Annotated in this window: 9 protein-coding genes; all 9 read left to right on the top strand. The window is 45.9% G+C overall.

From position 1 onward, the window contains the following. The first annotated feature begins 13 nt into the window (after nucleotides 1-13). The 9 genes from nhaC to pyrD all read left to right on the top strand — a co-directional run bounded on the left by nhaC (nucleotide 14) and on the right by pyrD (nucleotide 17,491). On the top strand, nucleotides 14-1,486 hold the full coding sequence (gene nhaC / locus KO518_RS13975; RefSeq protein WP_216026417.1) for a Na+/H+ antiporter NhaC: 1,473 nt from the start codon (nucleotides 14-16) through the stop codon (nucleotides 1,484-1,486). Nucleotides 1,487-1,503: 17 nt separating this feature from the next. Continuing rightward, nucleotides 1,504-4,104 carry an aminopeptidase N gene (gene pepN, locus KO518_RS13970; RefSeq protein ID WP_216026416.1) on the top strand — a complete coding sequence of 867 codons (2,601 nt, stop codon included), beginning with the start codon at nucleotides 1,504-1,506 and terminating at the stop codon, nucleotides 4,102-4,104. Then, nucleotides 4,052-4,327, top strand: a complete 276-nt coding sequence (locus tag KO518_RS13965; RefSeq protein WP_371742331.1) for a DUF2835 family protein — start codon at nucleotides 4,052-4,054, stop codon at nucleotides 4,325-4,327. Before pepN ends, KO518_RS13965 begins: the two co-directional genes overlap by 53 nt. A 200-nt stretch (nucleotides 4,328-4,527) precedes the next feature. Beyond that, the gene (locus KO518_RS13960) at nucleotides 4,528-6,588 is read left to right on the top strand and encodes a DUF1302 domain-containing protein (RefSeq protein WP_216026414.1); all 2,061 of its coding nucleotides are present in this window, start codon (nucleotides 4,528-4,530) and stop codon (nucleotides 6,586-6,588) included. 10 nt (nucleotides 6,589-6,598) lie between these two features. After that, complete coding sequence (locus KO518_RS13955) at nucleotides 6,599-7,963, top strand: DUF1329 domain-containing protein (protein ID WP_216026413.1); 1,365 nt, start codon at nucleotides 6,599-6,601, stop codon at nucleotides 7,961-7,963. A gap of 74 nt (nucleotides 7,964-8,037) precedes the next feature. Beyond that, nucleotides 8,038-9,072 carry a YCF48-related protein gene (locus KO518_RS13950; protein ID WP_216026412.1) on the top strand — a complete coding sequence of 345 codons (1,035 nt, stop codon included), beginning with the start codon at nucleotides 8,038-8,040 and terminating at the stop codon, nucleotides 9,070-9,072. A gap of 9 nt (nucleotides 9,073-9,081) precedes the next feature. Then, nucleotides 9,082-11,409 carry an RND family transporter gene (locus tag KO518_RS13945; RefSeq protein WP_216026411.1) on the top strand — a complete coding sequence of 776 codons (2,328 nt, stop codon included), beginning with the start codon at nucleotides 9,082-9,084 and terminating at the stop codon, nucleotides 11,407-11,409. A 173-nt stretch (nucleotides 11,410-11,582) separates the two neighbouring features. Beyond that, complete coding sequence (locus KO518_RS13940) at nucleotides 11,583-16,421, top strand: NAD-glutamate dehydrogenase (RefSeq protein WP_216026410.1); 4,839 nt, start codon at nucleotides 11,583-11,585, stop codon at nucleotides 16,419-16,421. Nucleotides 16,422-16,483: 62 nt separating this feature from the next. Continuing rightward, nucleotides 16,484-17,491, top strand: coding sequence for a quinone-dependent dihydroorotate dehydrogenase (pyrD, locus tag KO518_RS13935; RefSeq protein ID WP_216026409.1), 1,008 nt, complete (start codon nucleotides 16,484-16,486; stop codon nucleotides 17,489-17,491). Nucleotides 17,492-17,529 lie beyond the last annotated feature (38 nt).

The raw sequence follows: 17,529 nt of genomic DNA, 5'->3' as shown, positions 1-17,529 counted from the left end.
AGAAATAATAATAATGAAAAACGCTATTCGAGAACCCTCACTGACAGACGCACTCATTCCTATTATTGCACTCATCGCCATGATGAGCGGAGCGGTGTATTTGTTTGCCGACAATTCGTCTTTCGGTCCTAATCAGATTGCCTTGCTTATTGGTACCGGGCTGGCAGCCATAATTGGCATGAAAAATGGTCATCGCTGGAAGGAAATTGAAGCGGGTATTGTCAAAGGTATTTCTATGTCTTTGGGCGCTTGTTTGATATTACTCGCAGTGGGGTCGCTCATTGGTACCTGGATGTTGTCTGGTACGGTTCCCACACTTATTTACTATGGCCTTGAACTGTTGAACCCTTCTTTTTTCTACGCGGCAACCTGTTTGATTTGCGCGGTGGTTGCCATGAGTATAGGCAGTTCATGGACCACGGCTGCGACCGTTGGGGTTGCACTTATGGGCGTCGCAGCGGGCATGGATATGTCTGCTGCTGTAACGGCAGGTGCGGTAGTTTCAGGTGCCTATTTTGGCGACAAAATATCGCCGTTGTCAGAAACCACCAACCTTGCCCCCGCCGTTGCCGGTACCGATCTTTTCGAACACATTCGCTACATGTTGTGGACGACGATACCCAGTTTTATCATAGCTATTATTTTGTTTATTGTTCTGGGCTTCAGTGAAAGCAACGTGGCGTCACTGCAACGTATCGAAGAAATGCAAAGCCTCTTGGGGTCTTCTTTTTCACTGGGCTGGTACTTACTGGTTCCACTTGTCGTTTTGTTAACCCTAGCGGTTAAAAAAATGCCAGCCTTTCCCGCAGTGTCAATAGGAGCATTACTCGGGGGAGTGTGGGCAGTGCTTTTTCAGGGCGATGTGGTAACGGCTATGGCTAATCCAGATGACAGCCAAGCCATCGGTACCTTAAAGGTAGTTTGGACAGCATTGTTCGATGGCGTCAATTTTTCTACCCCAGACGAAAACCTCAACGCTTTACTCAGTCGCGGAGGTATGTCTTCTATGCTCAATACCATTTGGTTAATTATTTGTGCCATGTCTTTTGGCGCAGTGCTAGAACGGGTTGGCTTACTCAAAAGAGCAGTGAGCGCGATCCTCTACGGTGCGAAGTCTGCTGGCGATATGGTCAGTCGTACCATTTTGACCTGTATCGGTACCAATCTTGTCACGGCGGACCAATACATGGCTATTGTGATGCCTGGTCGAATGTATAAAGAAGAATTTGAAAAGCGCGGGTTAAATCAATTAAATCTATCCAGGAGTCTGGAAGACGGAGGCACGCTGACGTCGCCGTTAATCCCTTGGAATACTTGCGGTGCCTACATGCAAGGGGTGCTGATGGTGCATCCTTTCGAATATATCTTTTATACTTTTTTCAATATTATTAATCCAATCCTCGCCGTTATCTATGCCTATCTGGGAATTAAAATTTTGCGGCTAGAGCCGCCCTTTAACAAGGGCGGGCAGGAAGAGCGCACCTAGTTTTTTTGGGGGTTATCATGAGCAATATTGCTGCCAAACGTCGACTGGATTACCAGCCACCGGCTTACACTATTTCTTCAGTAAACATGGATGTAATATTGCATCCATCAAAAACCAGCGTCACCACCGTCACGCAGGTAGAGCGTCAAGGCAATCATCAAGAGCCCTTGCGGCTCGATGGTGAAAAATTACTCCTTAAGCGCATTGCGATTGATGGTAAACCCTATACTGATTATCAGATTGAAGATAAAACTCTGGTTCTCTCCGGGGTTCCGGAGCGGTTTAAATTAACTATTGAAACTGAAATTAATCCACAGAACAACAAAGCTCTAGAAGGTTTATATTTGTCGAATGGCGTGTATTGCACGCAATGTGAAGCCGAGGGTTTTCGGCGAATTACGTATTTTCTCGACCGTCCAGATGTACTAGCAACCTATTCCGTAACCATTACAGGTGACAAGCAATCGTTACCCACATTGCTTGCTAATGGCAATAAGGTAGATGAGGGAGATAACAACGATGGAACACATTGGGTAACCTGGCAAGATCCTCATCCTAAGCCCTGCTATTTGTTTGCGCTGGTAGCTGGTGAATTCGATCGCCTCACTGACAACTATACCACTACGAGTGGCAGAAATGTTGCACTTGAGTTGTATGTAGACAAAGGCAAGCAAGACAAAGGTCAGTTTGCTTTGGAAAGCCTCAAGCGCGCAATGAAATGGGATGAAGACACCTTTGGTCTTGAATATGATCTGGATATCTACATGGTTGTCGCGGTCGATTTCTTTAACATGGGGGCCATGGAAAACAAAGGCCTGAACATTTTCAACAGCAAGTTTGTTCTCGCCGATCAAAACAGCGCCACTGACGAGGACTTTTTTAACGTAGAGTCTGTGATTGCTCACGAGTATTTTCATAATTGGACCGGTAACCGGGTTACCTGCAGAGACTGGTTTCAGCTTAGTTTGAAAGAGGGGCTGACGGTATTTCGCGATCAACAGTTTAGTGCGGATATGACGTCACCTTTGAGTAATCGAATCAAGCATGTGCGGGTAATGCGCGAGCACCAGTTTGCTGAAGACGCCAGTGCCATGAGTCACCCCATCAGACCCGACGAAGTAATAGAAATGAACAACTTCTACACCGTGACGGTGTACGACAAGGGCGCAGAAGTAATACGCATGTTCCACACACTACTCGGTGCTGATGGCTTTCGCCAGGGAATGGATGAATATTTCCGACGCCACGATGGTCAGGCAGTCACCTGCGACGATTTCATCGCAGCTATGCAAAGCGTGACCGATCGCGATCTTTCACACTTTGCCCGATGGTACAGCCAGTCAGGCACACCTATCGTGGGCGTTGAACGGGTTTATGACAAACACAATCGTACACTGCACGTAACCTTGTCACAACACACACCACCTACTGCTGATCAACGGCAAAAGCTACCTCTGTATATACCTGTTGCATTTGAATGCATTGACGCTACTGGAAACCACTATAAAGACGACGAAGGAGTACTCGATGGCGGGCTGGTTATTGTCGACAAGCCTAGTGTTTCCTTGACTTTTACTGATGTACCGGAAACCTGTTTGCCTGTCGTGCTGGGAAACTTTTCCGCCCCTGTAAAAATAGACAGTAGTTTCTCGGCCTCGGAACTATTGCAAGTTTTTAACTTTGCTCACGATGCCTTCAATCGATGGGACGCCATACAGTGTTTGTATGACCGTTGTATTCAGACCATTGAAAATGACGAACCTATCGCAGACGCTATATGGCAGCAATTGGAAAGCGCTCTGTTGCTAGAATTAGATAACACGGAGTTATTGGGCGAGTGTTTGGTTATTCCGAGTTTTGAAACCCTTTGCCAAAGCAGACATCAAGTCGATGTGTTTGCTTTAAACAGCGCAAGAACGAGGTTTTGTGAACAATTTGCAGCCAAGCTTGGTCGCGTATTGAAAAACATTCTGGATCGTCATCCATCATTACCTTATTCCTATGCTCAAGCTGACGTGCAAACACGACGTTGCAAAAATGCTGTATTGCGATTATTGGCTTACCGCGATGACAGCGCAAGTTTATTGCAGACGCAATTTGAACATGCTGACAACATGACCGATACACTCGGCGCGTTGAAAGCAGCACAGACTTGTGGCGGCACTTTATTCGAGTCACTCATGGCATCTTTTGAGCAAACCTGGAACCATGACCCGCTGGTACTCGATAAATGGTTTGCTCTTCACGCCACGACTGAGCGTGAGGACATTCTTTCTCACTTGACGTTATTACAATCTCATCCCCAATTTGCCATGGGCAACCCAAATCGTGTGAGGGCACTGATAGGCAGTTTTGCGTTTTACAACCCCACAGGTTTTCACCGCAAAGACGGGACAGGTTATAAGTATGTTACCGATTATCTTATCGCGTTAGACAAACAAAACCCTCAGGTTGCGGCGCGCATTGTTACGCCACTGACTCAATGGCAAAATTATGCGCCGGACTACCAGACTCGAATGAAAGCGCAACTCAACCGTTTGCTCTGCCAGGAAAATCTGAGTACCGATGTCTTTGAGAAAGTCAGTAAGAGCCTGGCTTATGAACAACATCACGAATAGCGACAAAATCTACTTTTTTACATTTTCCATTTCGTACCTTGAATGCCTGGCGCTATACAGCAGTGTTAGGCATTCCGTAATACTCGTAGCAGAATCCGGAGAGAAAGTTCAAGTGCCCGCCTCAAGGCTAAAAGCCTTTATTGACAGCCGAGGAATTTCTGGACGATTTCGCTTGGTTATTACTGCTCAAAATAAAATCAAATCCTTTGAAAGACTTCGATAATTTAACTAGTAAACTTTCACATTCTCGACTATTGGTTAATAACTGTTTGAAAGGGAAAATGTTATTACTACTGTTAACTGGTACGATTAGTTCTTGCGAAACATCGAAAATGATGTAATCATTTTGTTAACTACGTTGGTTGGTCACTTGTCTGCGCAATGCAATTACGCACTGTTGCGTGACTCAGGAGTATAAGAACGATGACAAAAAGGCAAAGCACATTTAAAAAGACACCGGTCGCCGCTGGTATTTTAGCCTTACTTGGTGCAGCGTCTCCGGCTTTAGCCGCGAACTGGCAATTTGGCGATGTTAATGTTTCTCTGGATTCTACGTTCACGCTGGCAACCAGTATTCGCGCTGAAGACAGGGACTACAAGTTAATTGGGAACAGCAATCATCCTCAATTTGACTGGACAGGATACAACGCAGCTACCAATGTTATTTATCAGTCCGCCGATGTATGGGCATTGGCAGATGGTGACTATTCTGCAAATAACGATTTAGGTAATCTGGCACACGACCCAGGTAAAGCTTTTTCAACACAAATTTCAGGTAACCACGATCTGGATATTAATTTCGGTGAATGGGGCTTTTTCACACGCGCCTTTTGGTTTTATGACTTTGAACAAAGTGAAGGGACTCCTGCGGCTGACAAAGCAATAACAGGCAGCACTGTAAATCTGTGTGAATCACCAGGCGCAGAAGAATTATTATGTAAAGATTTCCGTATTCTCGACGCATATTTCTATGGTGACTTCTGGATAGACGACAAACCATTGTCTATTCGCGTGGGGGATCAGGTAATTAGTTGGGGTGAAAGTACATTCATTCAACATGGTATCAATACAACTAACCCTGTTGATGTAAACCGTGCACGAGCGCCTGGTGCCGAGCTAAAAGAAGTCTTTATCCCGGTAGGTATGGTTTATGCCTCTTTGGGCGTAACCGATACAGTAAGCGTATCTGCTTATTATCAATATCGCTGGGAACGAAGCTGGTTGCCTGTCGCTGGTAGTTATTTTGCCACCAACGATTTTGCCGGCGAGGGCGGCCAAGCGAATAACATTCAACTTGGTTTTACCGGCAACCCGGATATAGATCTGGATTTCTTGTTGTCTTCGCTCAACGGTTTAGGCGATGCGCTTCGTTCCGGCGCAGATGCCTCGACAATTGGTTCTGCGTATTTAGCCTACCCAACGAAAGTAGCGGTGCGTGACTATTCTGATGCAGCCCACGAAGACGCCGATGACCAAGGACAATATGGTATACGTTTGACCTGGTTCTCGGAACTGCTAAACGACAGCGAATTGAGTTTCTATCATATAAATTATCACAGCCAGCGCCCATTGATTTCAGGTATAACGTCTAACTTTACTGACGCGGGCATAGCTCAGGACTTGGCCTTTATGGCGCAGAATGAGATTACCCGCGATAATATTGCTCAGTTAGATGCGTTTACTGAAGCCCGTTTCTTTTACCCTGAAGACATTAAGTTGTATGGGTTCAGTTTTAACACCAATATCAAAAGCTGGGCGTTGGCTGGTGAGTTTGCGTATCGGGTAGATGAACCTCTGCAAATTGACGATGTCGAACTATTGTACATGGGCATGCCTGAACAGCTGGCGAATGTTGGCGCGCGTCCTGATTTAGCGGGTATTTCCCAGTTGAACAACATCGACCGCGCAGTAGGTCCTGGTGAAACGGCTGACGGATTTATCTTCTCTGATACGTGGCAGGCACAGTTCACTTTGTCTCAGGTATTTGGTCCAACGCTGGGTACTGATAACCTAATTTTCCTCGGTGAAGTGGGTTATGTAAATATCGTCGATTTTCCGGATCCGAGCGAACTGCGACTCAATGCGCCGGGCACCGGCCGAACACCGTCCCTTGAACCAACGTCAGACGGTAACCCAAGAACCGGCCTGCATACGGGCTTGTCAAATGGTCCGGAGACTAACCCCTTCGCCACCGAAGATGCCTGGGGTTATCGATTATTGGCGTTAGCTGATTTCAACAATGTATTTTCGGGTGTAAATTTACAAACGCGAGCGACCTTCTCCCACGATGTGAAAGGCACTACACCAGATCCGCTTTACGTATTTTTAGAAGACACTAAATCGGCAAGTATTTCTTTTACGTTTAATTACTTAAGCAGTTGGTCTGCTACCGCCTCGTACAGTTCATTTTGGGGTGGCGTCGGCACAACGAACCAGTTAGCCGATCGCGACTTTGTGTCATTTAACCTCAAGTATTCGATTTAAGGAGTATCGTATGTTTAAAAAAGCAAGCATTGTCGCTGCTGCACTGGCCGTTGCGCTGTCATCCGGTGCTGTACTGGCAAAAGTATCGCAGGAAGAAGCCGATAAGCTGGGTAACACACTCACTCCGTTGGGCGGTATTGCTGCCGCAAATGCCGATGGCAGTATTCCGGCTTATACTGGGGGGATCACCAGTCCTCCTGCCGGTTTTTCTGCCGGTGATCATCATCCAAATCCCTTTCCTGAAGATAAGGTAATGTTTGAAATTACTTCGCAAAACTACAAGGAGTACAGTGATTTTTTATCTGATGGACAGAAAAAATTGTTTGAAACCTATCCGGACACATACAGAATGCCGGTGTATCAAACGCGGCGTTCAGCGTCTAACCCTCAATTTGTGTATGACGCCACCAAAGCGAATGCTACCCGTGCAGAGTTAATTAAATCAGGCAATGGTATTCGCGGTGCAGCAACCGGCATTCCGTTCCCCATTCCACAAAATGGGCTAGAGGCAATCTGGAATCACATCCTGCGTTATCGAGGCGAAGCCATACAGCGTTTTGGTGGTCAGGCAGCAGTTACATCATCCGGTGATTATAACCTCATTGGTTTTGATGAAAAATTGCTGATCAAATATTCAAATGAAAAGGCGAAACCGGAAGAGTTAGAGGAAGATAATATCCTTTTCTATTTCAAACAGAAAATTACGGAGCCTGCGCGTTTAGCCGGTGATATTCTGTTGGTAAAAGAAACCGTTGATCAGGTAAAAGAGCCCAGAGAAGCCTGGAAATACAACACCGGTCGCAAACGACTCAACCGCGTACCACAGATAGCCTATGATACACCGGGAACAGAAGCAGACGGTTTGCGAACGACAGATGATTTCGATATGTTCAATGGTTCACCAGATCGTTATAACTGGGAATTAAAGGGCAAAAAAGAAATGTTTGTTGCGTACAATAACTACGCACTTCACAGCGACGATGTAACGTACGATGAGATATTGAAACCCAATCACATTAATCCGGATCTCACCCGATGGGAGAAACACCGCGTTTGGGTTGTGGAAGCGACGCTTAAGGAAGGTTTCCGTCACATCTACCAAAAGCGGGTTTTCTTCATTGATGAAGATAGCTGGCAAATCCAGGAAGCGGATATGTATGATAAGAACGGCGAATTGTATAGGGTCGGTGTAGCGTACGGCGTTAACTACTATGATGTACCGACACAGTGGTCTACACTGGACGTATACCACGACCTTAACTCCCGTCGTTATCTGGCTATTGGCCTAGACAATGAAACCAAGATGTACGATTTTACCATTAAACCTCGTGAAGCTGAGTTTACTTCTCAGGCTTTGCGACGGGAAGGCCGCTAGTTTTAATTTATAAACGGTTGGCAATGCCAACCGTTTTTGTTTAATCACCTTATTTTTTCAGGGATATCGTTTTGATGAAAAAAGCGCTAACGGTGATAGCCGCGTTTACAGTGATAACTTCTGTGCAAGCACAGGACGCCTTTATGGCCCCCTTAGTTGAACAATCTTTGCTGTTAGGCATCGACAGTGCTGACAGTGTTGTTGTGGTAGGGGAACGTGGGCATATTCTCACATCCTCTGATGGCACGTCATACACGCAGCAAACCGTGCCGACGACAGCAACACTGACTGCTGTTACCATCAAAGACAATCACGTTTGGGCAGTGGGCCATGATGCCACTATTTTACATTCAGATGACAACGGTGAGACCTGGAAGATACAGTTTCAGCATCCAGAACTCGAAAAACCTTTTCTCGACGTTTTGTTTTTTGATCAGCAACACGGTATTGCCATTGGCGCTTACGGACTCTTTTATCGCACCCGGGACGGAGGCAACAGCTGGAAACGGGAGCTTCATGCAACGTTACTGAATCCCTACGATCAGGAATACCTGGACGAGGTCAAACAGGACACCCCTGAATATTATGAAGAAGAGCTCAGTGCGATTTTGCCCCATCTCAATCGCGTTCGCTTAGTGAACAACACCCTATACCTTGTCGGTGAAGCGGGTTTAGTTGCAAAGAGCGTTAATCACGGGGAAACATGGGAGCGCATGGAAACCGGGTACGAAGGTTCGTTTCAGGATGTCAAATTCATCGGCCACGATACAATGATGATTGTGGGTCTCAGGGGGCACGTCTTTCTTCAGAAAGACCAAGGTGAATGGGAATACGTGCCCACGTGTCTGTCTGGTTCGTTGAATGTAATTTTACCAGGTGAGAATAAGACGCTGTCATTATTGGGAAACAACGGTTTTATCGTTCAATTACCTGCAACACCTCAAACCGCGGAATTTAAACCGTACTCCCCTCGAAGCGAGTGTGAATCAACCGCTGACATGACCACGCAACAGCTAAAAGACAAGGCCAGTATCGTTAATGTAACCCGCTTCGACGGTAAGGTCATTGCCGTTACTGCCAATGGCGTCAAGAACCTAGATCTGGAATAATTCACTGCTATGTCCATGCTTACAACATTATTAGAAAGATTAATCTTTGGATACCGGAAAATCGTCGTTTGTCTGTTCCTGTTGGCGACGGTATATCTTGGTTTTCAGGCATCGATGATGCACTTAGACGCCGGTTTTGAAAAAAACGTGCCGTTAAATCATCCCTATATGCAAACATACATGAAGCACCGAAAGGACTTTGGCGGCGCAAACAGTGTGCTTGTCTCGGTGTGTGATGCCAGTGGCAATATTTACAACCAGGCGTTTATGGATACGCTGCAACAGGTTCACGATGCTCTGTTTTTTATCAATGGGGTAGATCGCTCTTTAGTCGTCAGTTTATTTGCCCCATCAACCCGGTTTACAGAAATTGTAGAAGGGGGGTTTTCCGGGGGGCCGGTTATACCGGCAGATTTTGATTCTTCTCGCGCCGAGGCTCTGAATCAGGTTGCAGTGAACGTTGAAAAGGCAAAAATTGTCGGTCGACAAGTGTCGAATGATTACAGCTGTGCCATGGTTACAACTCAGTTGCTCGATCTTGACCCTAAAACAGGCGAGCCTCTCGATATGCTGACTGTTGCTGAGGATTTAGAGCAAGACGTAAGACAAAAATTTGAAACAGATACGATCTCCATTCACATCATCGGCTTTTCCAAAATGATTGGTGATGTTGCCGATGGAGCAAAAGATGTGGTGCTTTTCTTTGCCATTGCTTTGGCTATTACGGCAGTCATGGTGTATTTCTTCTCCAGAAACATCATGATGACCATACTTCCTCTAGCCTGTTCCATTGTAGCCGTTGTTTGGCAACTGGGTTTATTGACCGTATTGGGCTTCGGTTTGGACCCCATGTCTATATTGGTGCCGTTTTTGGTCTTTGCCATAGGAGTGAGCCACGGCGTACAAATGATCAACGCCGTAGAGAAAAAGGCGGTTGCAGGTATGGGCGCACAACACGCCGCGATGAGTGCATTCCGCGCCTTGTTGGTGCCGGGCGGTATAGCACTGCTGTCAGATACGGTGGGGTTCATGACACTGCTTGTTATTGATATTGGCATCATCCGGGAATTGGCCATTACTGCGAGTATGGGGGTGGCTGTTATTATTCTCACCAATCTTATTTTGCTGCCAGTCTTAATGAGTTTCCTTAAACTCGATGAAAACTACGTCAAGCAGTTTAATAAAAAAGAGCAGAGCAACACCGCATTTTGGCGTGCTATTGCTGCCTGTACGCACAAGAAGCCCGCTGTAGTGATCATGGCAGTTACGGCAGTGTTGTTTGTTTTTGGCGTGATTCAGTCACAACAAATGAAAATAGGCGACCTTCACGCCGGAGCACCGTCATTGCAGGAAAGCTCGCGCTACAATCAGGATACATTCCTCATTACCGATAAATATGCCGTCACTGTCGATTATCTATCGGTGGTGGTTGAAACCACACCAGAAGCGTGTACGTCTTACAGTGTGATGCGCGCAATGGACGATTTCCAGTGGAAAATGGAGAACGTCAAAGGTGTTCAATCCGCGGTTTCTCTGGCATCAGTGGCAAAGAATGTCAACGCGGGATACAACGAGGGAAATGTTAAATGGCAGGTGTTGCCGAGAAACCAGCAAACCCTGGCTCAGGATATATCGCTAGTGCCTACGTCGTCCGGATTGTTAAACGGTGATTGTTCTGTGATGCCTATTATTTTGTTTATGGAAGACCACAAGGCCGAAACAATCTCTCATATTGTTAAAGCCGTGAAAAACTACCGTACCGATTATGAAACTGACGATGTTAAATTTAGTCTTGCTTCTGGGCCTGTAGGAGTCATGGCGGCAACCAACGAGGCTGTAGCCGACGCACAATCGCCAATGATGCTTTATGTATTCGGGGCGGTAATTTTACTGTGCCTGTTGAGTTTTCGGTCGTTGCGTTCTACTTTGTCCGTCGTACTACCGCTTTATGTGGTCTCCATTTTGGCCCAAGCACTGATGACCTACCTTCAAATAGGACTGACCGTATCTACACTGCCAGTAATCGCACTAGGGGTGGGGATTGGCGTAGATTATGGTATTTACATACTGTCTACAATGAGTCACAAGTTAAAAGCTGGGGAAACGGTTCAACAAGCTTATCTTGATGCGCTAAAAGAGCGGGGCAGTGCTGTGTTGTTTACAGGTATTACACTGGCTGTTGGTGTCAGTACGTGGGTTTTCTCCACACTGAAATTCCAAATGGATATGGGTATTTTGCTCACGTTTATGTTCCTGGTGAACATGTTAGGGGCAATTATCGTATTACCTGCGTTAGCGAGATTCCTCTGGTGGAATAAAAACGACCCTGACGTGTAATTATTTTTGCATAGTTAATTACTAAAAAGGGTCATTAGGCCCTTTTTTTTATGCCTTTTCTGCATAGTTATCTATGCTGTTAATAAAGCGTTAAAAAAGCACTTTTATTGTTGTGCAACTTTAGCGAAAATAGGTAAGGATTCTGTGCACTTACGACTAATTAAGGTTAAACCATGACAGTCACCTCTCAGCGGCAGTCGGTGCTGCTTGATAATGTTTTTTCTTTGATCGAAAAAAAAGTAGACGCCCGTCACAATGCGTTAGTAAAACAATTTGGACAACACTTGTTTCAGGCTATTTCAAATGACGACCTGGAAGATCGCAACGACAGCGACCTTTACGGCGCAACGTTAAGCCTGTGGAACGTTTTTTCTACTTTCGATTCATCATCACCTTATATCCGGGTGTTTAACCCTGAAATAGCGAAACACGGATGGCATTCAAGCCATACCATTGTTGAAATCATTGTCCGTGACATGCCGTTTTTGGTTGACTCAGTGAGGATGGCACTCAACCGCCTGAATATTACCTCTCACCTTATGTTACACAGCCCGATTTCGTTAAAACGCGATCAAAATAACGTTGTGGAAGCGTTTGTCGACAATGGAAAAAAAGCGAAGTCTACAGTAAAGGAAACCGTTTTACTTATTGAAATTGACCGCCAAACAGCTAAGTCAGACATCGACGCGTTGACCAAAGAGTTGCGCTCCGTGGTTGACGAGGTGTCACTTGCGGTTGAAGACTGGCAGGCAATGGCTGGAAAACTCGAACATGTTATCGACAATGCAGACAGTCTCAAATGGCCTATCGACAATGAGAAGAAAGCACAAACGCTGCATTTTCTGTCTTGGTTAGCCGATCACAATTTCACTATGATGGGGTATCGGTTCTATGGTGCAAAAGCCATTGAAGGTGATTATCGCTGGATCCCAGATGATGCTAGCAGCCTCGGGCTGATGAAAAAATCGGTGACTAAACGGGAAAGGCTTATTTCCAATCAGGCGCCGTCGGCAAGGGTTGAAGCATTAAGCGGTAATCCGCTTATGCTCACAAAAACCAATTCTCGTTCAAGGGTTCATCGCCCTGCACATATGGACTATGTTGGTGTAAAAGTTTTCAACGATGATGGTCAGGTCATTGGAGAACATCGTTTTCTCGGCTTGTTCAGTGCATCGTTTTACAATTCCAGTGCCACTGAAGTCCCTGTCTTAGCCAGTCGTATAAAGGAGATTTGCAGTTTATCCGGCTATGAGCCTGGTACTCACGCATATAAAGCATTTGTAAATATTATTGAGACCTATCCCCGCGACGAACTATTGCAAACGCCAGCTGACGAAATGGCCCAAATTATCATGGGAATATTTCAGATGCAGGAGCGCGGGATAACCCGCTTATTTGTGCGCAAAGATGTATTCGGCCGCTTTATTTCCTGTATGGTTTTTGTTCCCAGAGAGCGGTACAACACGCAACTGCGCAAAGACACCCAAGCGCTGCTTCAACGCTCCTTCGGCACAGACGAAGAGGTAGAATTTACAACGTTCTTCTCTGAGTCGGTTTACGCAAGAACACACTATATTGCGAGAGTAAAAAACAACAATGTGGAATACGATGTGAAGGAAATAGAGCAAAACATCATTGAGCTGACCAAGACCTGGAATGATCGCCTGGCATCATCAATAAAAGCGGCCCACGGGGAAGCGACAGGAAAAGCCTTGGAGCGCAAGTACAACAACGCTTTCTCGCGCAGCTATACAGAACAAAACTTGCCCAGTGCGGCTCTCATCGATATTGAAAAATTAGAACAACTAAGCGATGAACACACACTGGATATGTTGTTTTACCGACCTCAGGAGGAAAATGCTAACAGCGAAGTCGTGAAACTAAAACTGTTTCACCGCGCCGAGCCTATTCATCTTTCCGACGTCTTACCAATGCTGGAAAACTTTGGCTTGCGGGTGATTGACGAAAGCCCTTACAAAGTAACTTGCTCCAACAACCTGCTCAACTGGGTGATGGATTTCACTATGTTGCATAAGTCCGGCAAGGATTTCGACATGGAGAAAGCCCAAACCCTGTTTCAGGATGCTTTCGCAAAAGTATGGGAAAATACCTTAGAAGACGATGCGTTCAATCGTCTTATTCTCGGCGCCGGTATGACAGGACGCAAAGTGACAATTTTGCGAGCTTATGCAAAATATATGCGTCAGACAGGTAGTTCATTTAGCCGAGATTATATCGCAAACACGCTGTCAGCTTATCCAAGTATCGCTAAGAATTTGGTACAGTTTTTTGAATTGCGCTTTAATCCCGCATTAAAACGCAGCGCCAAGAAAGAAGAGGCATTGCTTGAGCGCATTAAAGAGCAACTGGACAACGTAAGCAATCTCGATGATGACCGCATCATTCGTCGTTATCTGGATATGATGCTGGCTACTTTGCGCACCAACTTCTACCAAGCTGACCACAATGGTGACGAAAAGCCATATGTGTCGTTCAAGCTACTGCCAGAGCGCATTCCTGAAATGCCGCTGCCACTTCCCAAGTTTGAAATATTCGTCTACAGCCCTCGGGTTGAAGGTGTTCACTTGCGCGGCGGAAAAGTAGCCCGAGGTGGGTTGCGTTGGTCTGACAGGCAGGAAGATTTCAGAACTGAAATACTAGGCCTGGTAAAAGCTCAGCAGGTCAAAAATACGGTTATCGTTCCGGTGGGCGCTAAAGGTGGTTTTGTGTGTAAACAACTACCTACAGAGGGCGGGCGCGCAGCTTTCCAAGCCGAAGGTCAAGCCTGTTACCGCACTTTTATTCGCAGTTTGTTGGATATTACTGACAATATTGTCAATGGTGAAATTGTCCCACCTAAAGACGTGGTTAGGCTGGACGAAGACGATCCTTACCTGGTGGTGGCCGCCGATAAAGGCACTGCGACGTTTTCTGACATTGCAAACAGCATATCAGAAGAATACAACTTTTGGCTTGGTGATGCTTTCGCTTCAGGCGGCAGTGTGGGATATGACCACAAAAAAATGGGTATCACCGCACGTGGTGCGTGGGAGTCGGTCAAACGGCATTTCCGCGAAATTGGCATCGATTGCCAAACTACGGAATTTACTGCAGTGGCAATTGGAGATATGGCTGGCGACGTATTTGGTAACGGCATGTTGCTCTCTAAACACACGCGGTTGGTTTCAGCGTTTAACCATTTACATATTTTCTTTGATCCCAACCCGGATGCAAAAACCAGTTACGAGGAACGCAAGCGCTTATTTGAAAACCCAAGCTTAAGCTGGGAGGACTACAATACCTCCCTTATTTCAAAGGGGGGCGGTGTATTTAGTCGGGCGAGCAAGTCAATAAAGTTAACGCCCGAAATGAAAAAATGGCTTGGAACCAGGCAGGTATCCATGACGCCAAATGAACTCATACACAACATTTTAAAAATGCCCGTTGACTTAATCTGGAACGGGGGTATTGGTACTTACATTAAGAGTAAGAAAGAGTCTCATACAGACGTGGGTGACCGCGCAAATGACGATTTACGAGTAAACGGTGGTGATGTTCGTGCTAAAGTAATTGGTGAAGGTGGGAACCTTGGGCTAACGCAGCTTGGTCGGGTTGAATACGCCGCTAATGGCGGTCGTGTCAATACTGACTTTATCGACAATGTTGGTGGCGTGGATTGTTCTGACAATGAAGTAAACATTAAAATCTTGCTCAACAGTCTGGTGAATAATGGCGATCTTACGATTAAGCAGCGCAATAAATTGCTGTACGACATGACCGACGACGTAGCGAAAATCGTGCTCCAGGACTGCTACAGACAAACGCAGTCTATTTCAATTACCGAACGAGCAGGGGTGTCACAGTTGAAGGAGCAACTGCGCTTTATTCACGGTCTTGAGCGTGATGGTGCATTAAATCGCGAGTTGGAATTTATTCCTTCCGACGATGAGATTTCAGATAGAGTTGCGTCTGACAGAGGACTCACCAGACCAGAATTAAGCGTACTGATCGCTTACGGTAAAATGGTGTTAAAAGACGCATTTAACATTCCGGAAATTACTGACAACCCCTACCACGGCAAACTGTTGGTCAACGCATTCCCTCCTGTATTGAGGGACAAGTATGGGGAGCAAATGGAACAGCATCCATTGCGGGCAGAGATTATCGCGACAAAATTAACCAATAATATTGTCAACGACATGGGATTAAACTTTGTTTCCCGTATGCAGGAAGAAACCGGCGCTACAGTTGATGAAATTGCTGATGCTTACGCGGTCGTCAAAGGTATATTCAACATCGAGCCTTTATGGAAAGAAGTAGAATCGTTGGACAACGTGATAGATGCTGATTTGCAACTGAAAATACTCGAGAGTGCACGACGTATCATGCGCCGTACAGCACGTTGGTATATTCGTCACGGCAATAAATCTCTGGGTATTCATTCCGCCATTGAAGCGTATCGCAACACCTTTAATAATCTGCAAGAAAACATGCAGCACTACTTAGTTGAAAGTGAATATGCAGCACTTGAAAATACCACCAGTGAACTGGTGAAACAAGGTGTACCGCAAGCGCTGGCCTATAAGGTCGCCAGTTTCTCAAATTTGTTCTCTAGTCTAGATTTAGCTCAAATTGATGAGATTGATAATCACGAAACATCTGTTATTGCCAAGTTGTATTTCCAACTGGGAGCGAAATTGGAGCTACATTGGTTCCTCGATCAAATCACTAACCAGAATGTGAGCAATCATTGGCAGGCTCTGGCGCGTGCCTCCTACCGGGAAGAGTTAGACTGGCAACAACGCGCGATTACGCTTAACTTGTTGCAGTCAAGACCGGACAGCAACGATGCAGATGAAATATTAAATACGTGGGTGGACAGTAATCAGGCGCTATTACAGCGTTGGTATCACATGATGTCTGAGTTCAAAACCAGCGCTACGCACGAATTTGCGAAATTTTCTGTCGCTTTACGCGAATTGATGCTTTTAAGCGCTAAGTCTAGCCATTAGAATACGTTCATCATGAAATAATGAAGCCCTGTTTCCACAGGGCTTTTTGTTAGAGACACGCCATGCAATCTATCGCTCAAAAGCTTTTGTTACAATGCGAACCCGAAAAAAGTCACGATTTTGCTATTAAGTGGCTGCATCGCACCCAACACACGCCTTTAAAATGGGTTTACAGTCAACCAACTGTACAGAAGCCCGTTAAAGTAGCAGGCATTTCCTTTCCAAACCCAGTAGGCCTTGCTGCTGGACTGGATAAAAACGGTGAGTGCATAGATGCATTTGGCAGTATGGGGTTTGGATTTGTTGAGGTTGGTACCGTCACCCCCGTAGGTCAACCTGGTAACGCGAAGCCAAGAATATTCCGACTGCCTGAAAAACGCGCCATCATTAATCGCATGGGTTTCAATAACTACGGTGTCGACCACCTGGTGAATCAGGTAAAGGCGTCGCGGTTTTCCGGCCCTGTTGGTATCAATATTGGAAAAAACAAAGACACGCCTGAAGAACACGCACTCAACGACTACCTCATTTGTTTAAACAAGGTGTACCCGTACGCCAGCTATATTACAGTGAATATCTCTTCTCCCAATACGCCGGGTTTGCGAAATCTGCAATACGGCGAAGCATTGGACAGTTTGTTAACGGGGCTAAAACAAGCGCAGGAAACCCTGTGTCAAACCCACGGAAAATACGTCCCCTTGTTTATTAAAATTGCTCCTGATCTCGACGCACGTGAAATTGACAGTATTGCTCGTTCACTGGTGAATGCTAAAATGGACGGCGTAATTGCAACGAATACAACGCTGAGCAGGGATGCCGTACAGGGGTTACCTCATGCGGAAGAGGCGGGCGGACTAAGTGGCGAGGTGCTCACTGAAATGAGTTTAGAAGTCACACAAAAACTCGCAAAATCGTTGGACAGAGCCATGCCAATAATTGGTGTTGGTGGTATACACGATGCAAAAACTGCAAAAGAACGGCTAAATGCCGGCGCTTCGTTAATTCAGGTCTACTCAGCGTTTATCTATCAGGGGCCTGCATTAATTCGCACCATCGCGGAAGCGCTGTAATCCTGCCTACCACCTTTTAATTATGCAGTGCGAAAGGG

Source organism: Aestuariibacter sp. A3R04, assembly GCF_018860805.1.
In the GTDB taxonomy this organism is placed as follows: Bacteria; Pseudomonadota; Gammaproteobacteria; order Enterobacterales; family Alteromonadaceae; genus Alteromonas.
The sequence above is the reverse complement of the archived record's forward strand: the minus strand, read 5'-3'. Positions and strand labels throughout refer to the sequence as shown.

Excerpts from the sequence above, each read along its gene's own strand:
- nhaC (WP_216026417.1), top strand. The coding sequence starts at position 14 with ATGAAAAACGCTATTCGAGAACCCTCACTGACAGACGCACTCATTCCT.
- pepN (WP_216026416.1), top strand. The coding sequence starts at position 1,504 with ATGAGCAATATTGCTGCCAAACGTCGACTGGATTACCAGCCACCGGCT.
- KO518_RS13965 (WP_371742331.1), top strand. The coding sequence starts at position 4,052 with ATGTCTTTGAGAAAGTCAGTAAGAGCCTGGCTTATGAACAACATCACG.
- KO518_RS13960 (WP_216026414.1), top strand. The coding sequence starts at position 4,528 with ATGACAAAAAGGCAAAGCACATTTAAAAAGACACCGGTCGCCGCTGGT.
- KO518_RS13955 (WP_216026413.1), top strand. The coding sequence starts at position 6,599 with ATGTTTAAAAAAGCAAGCATTGTCGCTGCTGCACTGGCCGTTGCGCTG.
- KO518_RS13950 (WP_216026412.1), top strand. The coding sequence starts at position 8,038 with ATGAAAAAAGCGCTAACGGTGATAGCCGCGTTTACAGTGATAACTTCT.
- KO518_RS13945 (WP_216026411.1), top strand. The coding sequence starts at position 9,082 with ATGTCCATGCTTACAACATTATTAGAAAGATTAATCTTTGGATACCGG.
- KO518_RS13940 (WP_216026410.1), top strand. The coding sequence starts at position 11,583 with ATGACAGTCACCTCTCAGCGGCAGTCGGTGCTGCTTGATAATGTTTTT.
- pyrD (WP_216026409.1), top strand. The coding sequence starts at position 16,484 with ATGCAATCTATCGCTCAAAAGCTTTTGTTACAATGCGAACCCGAAAAA.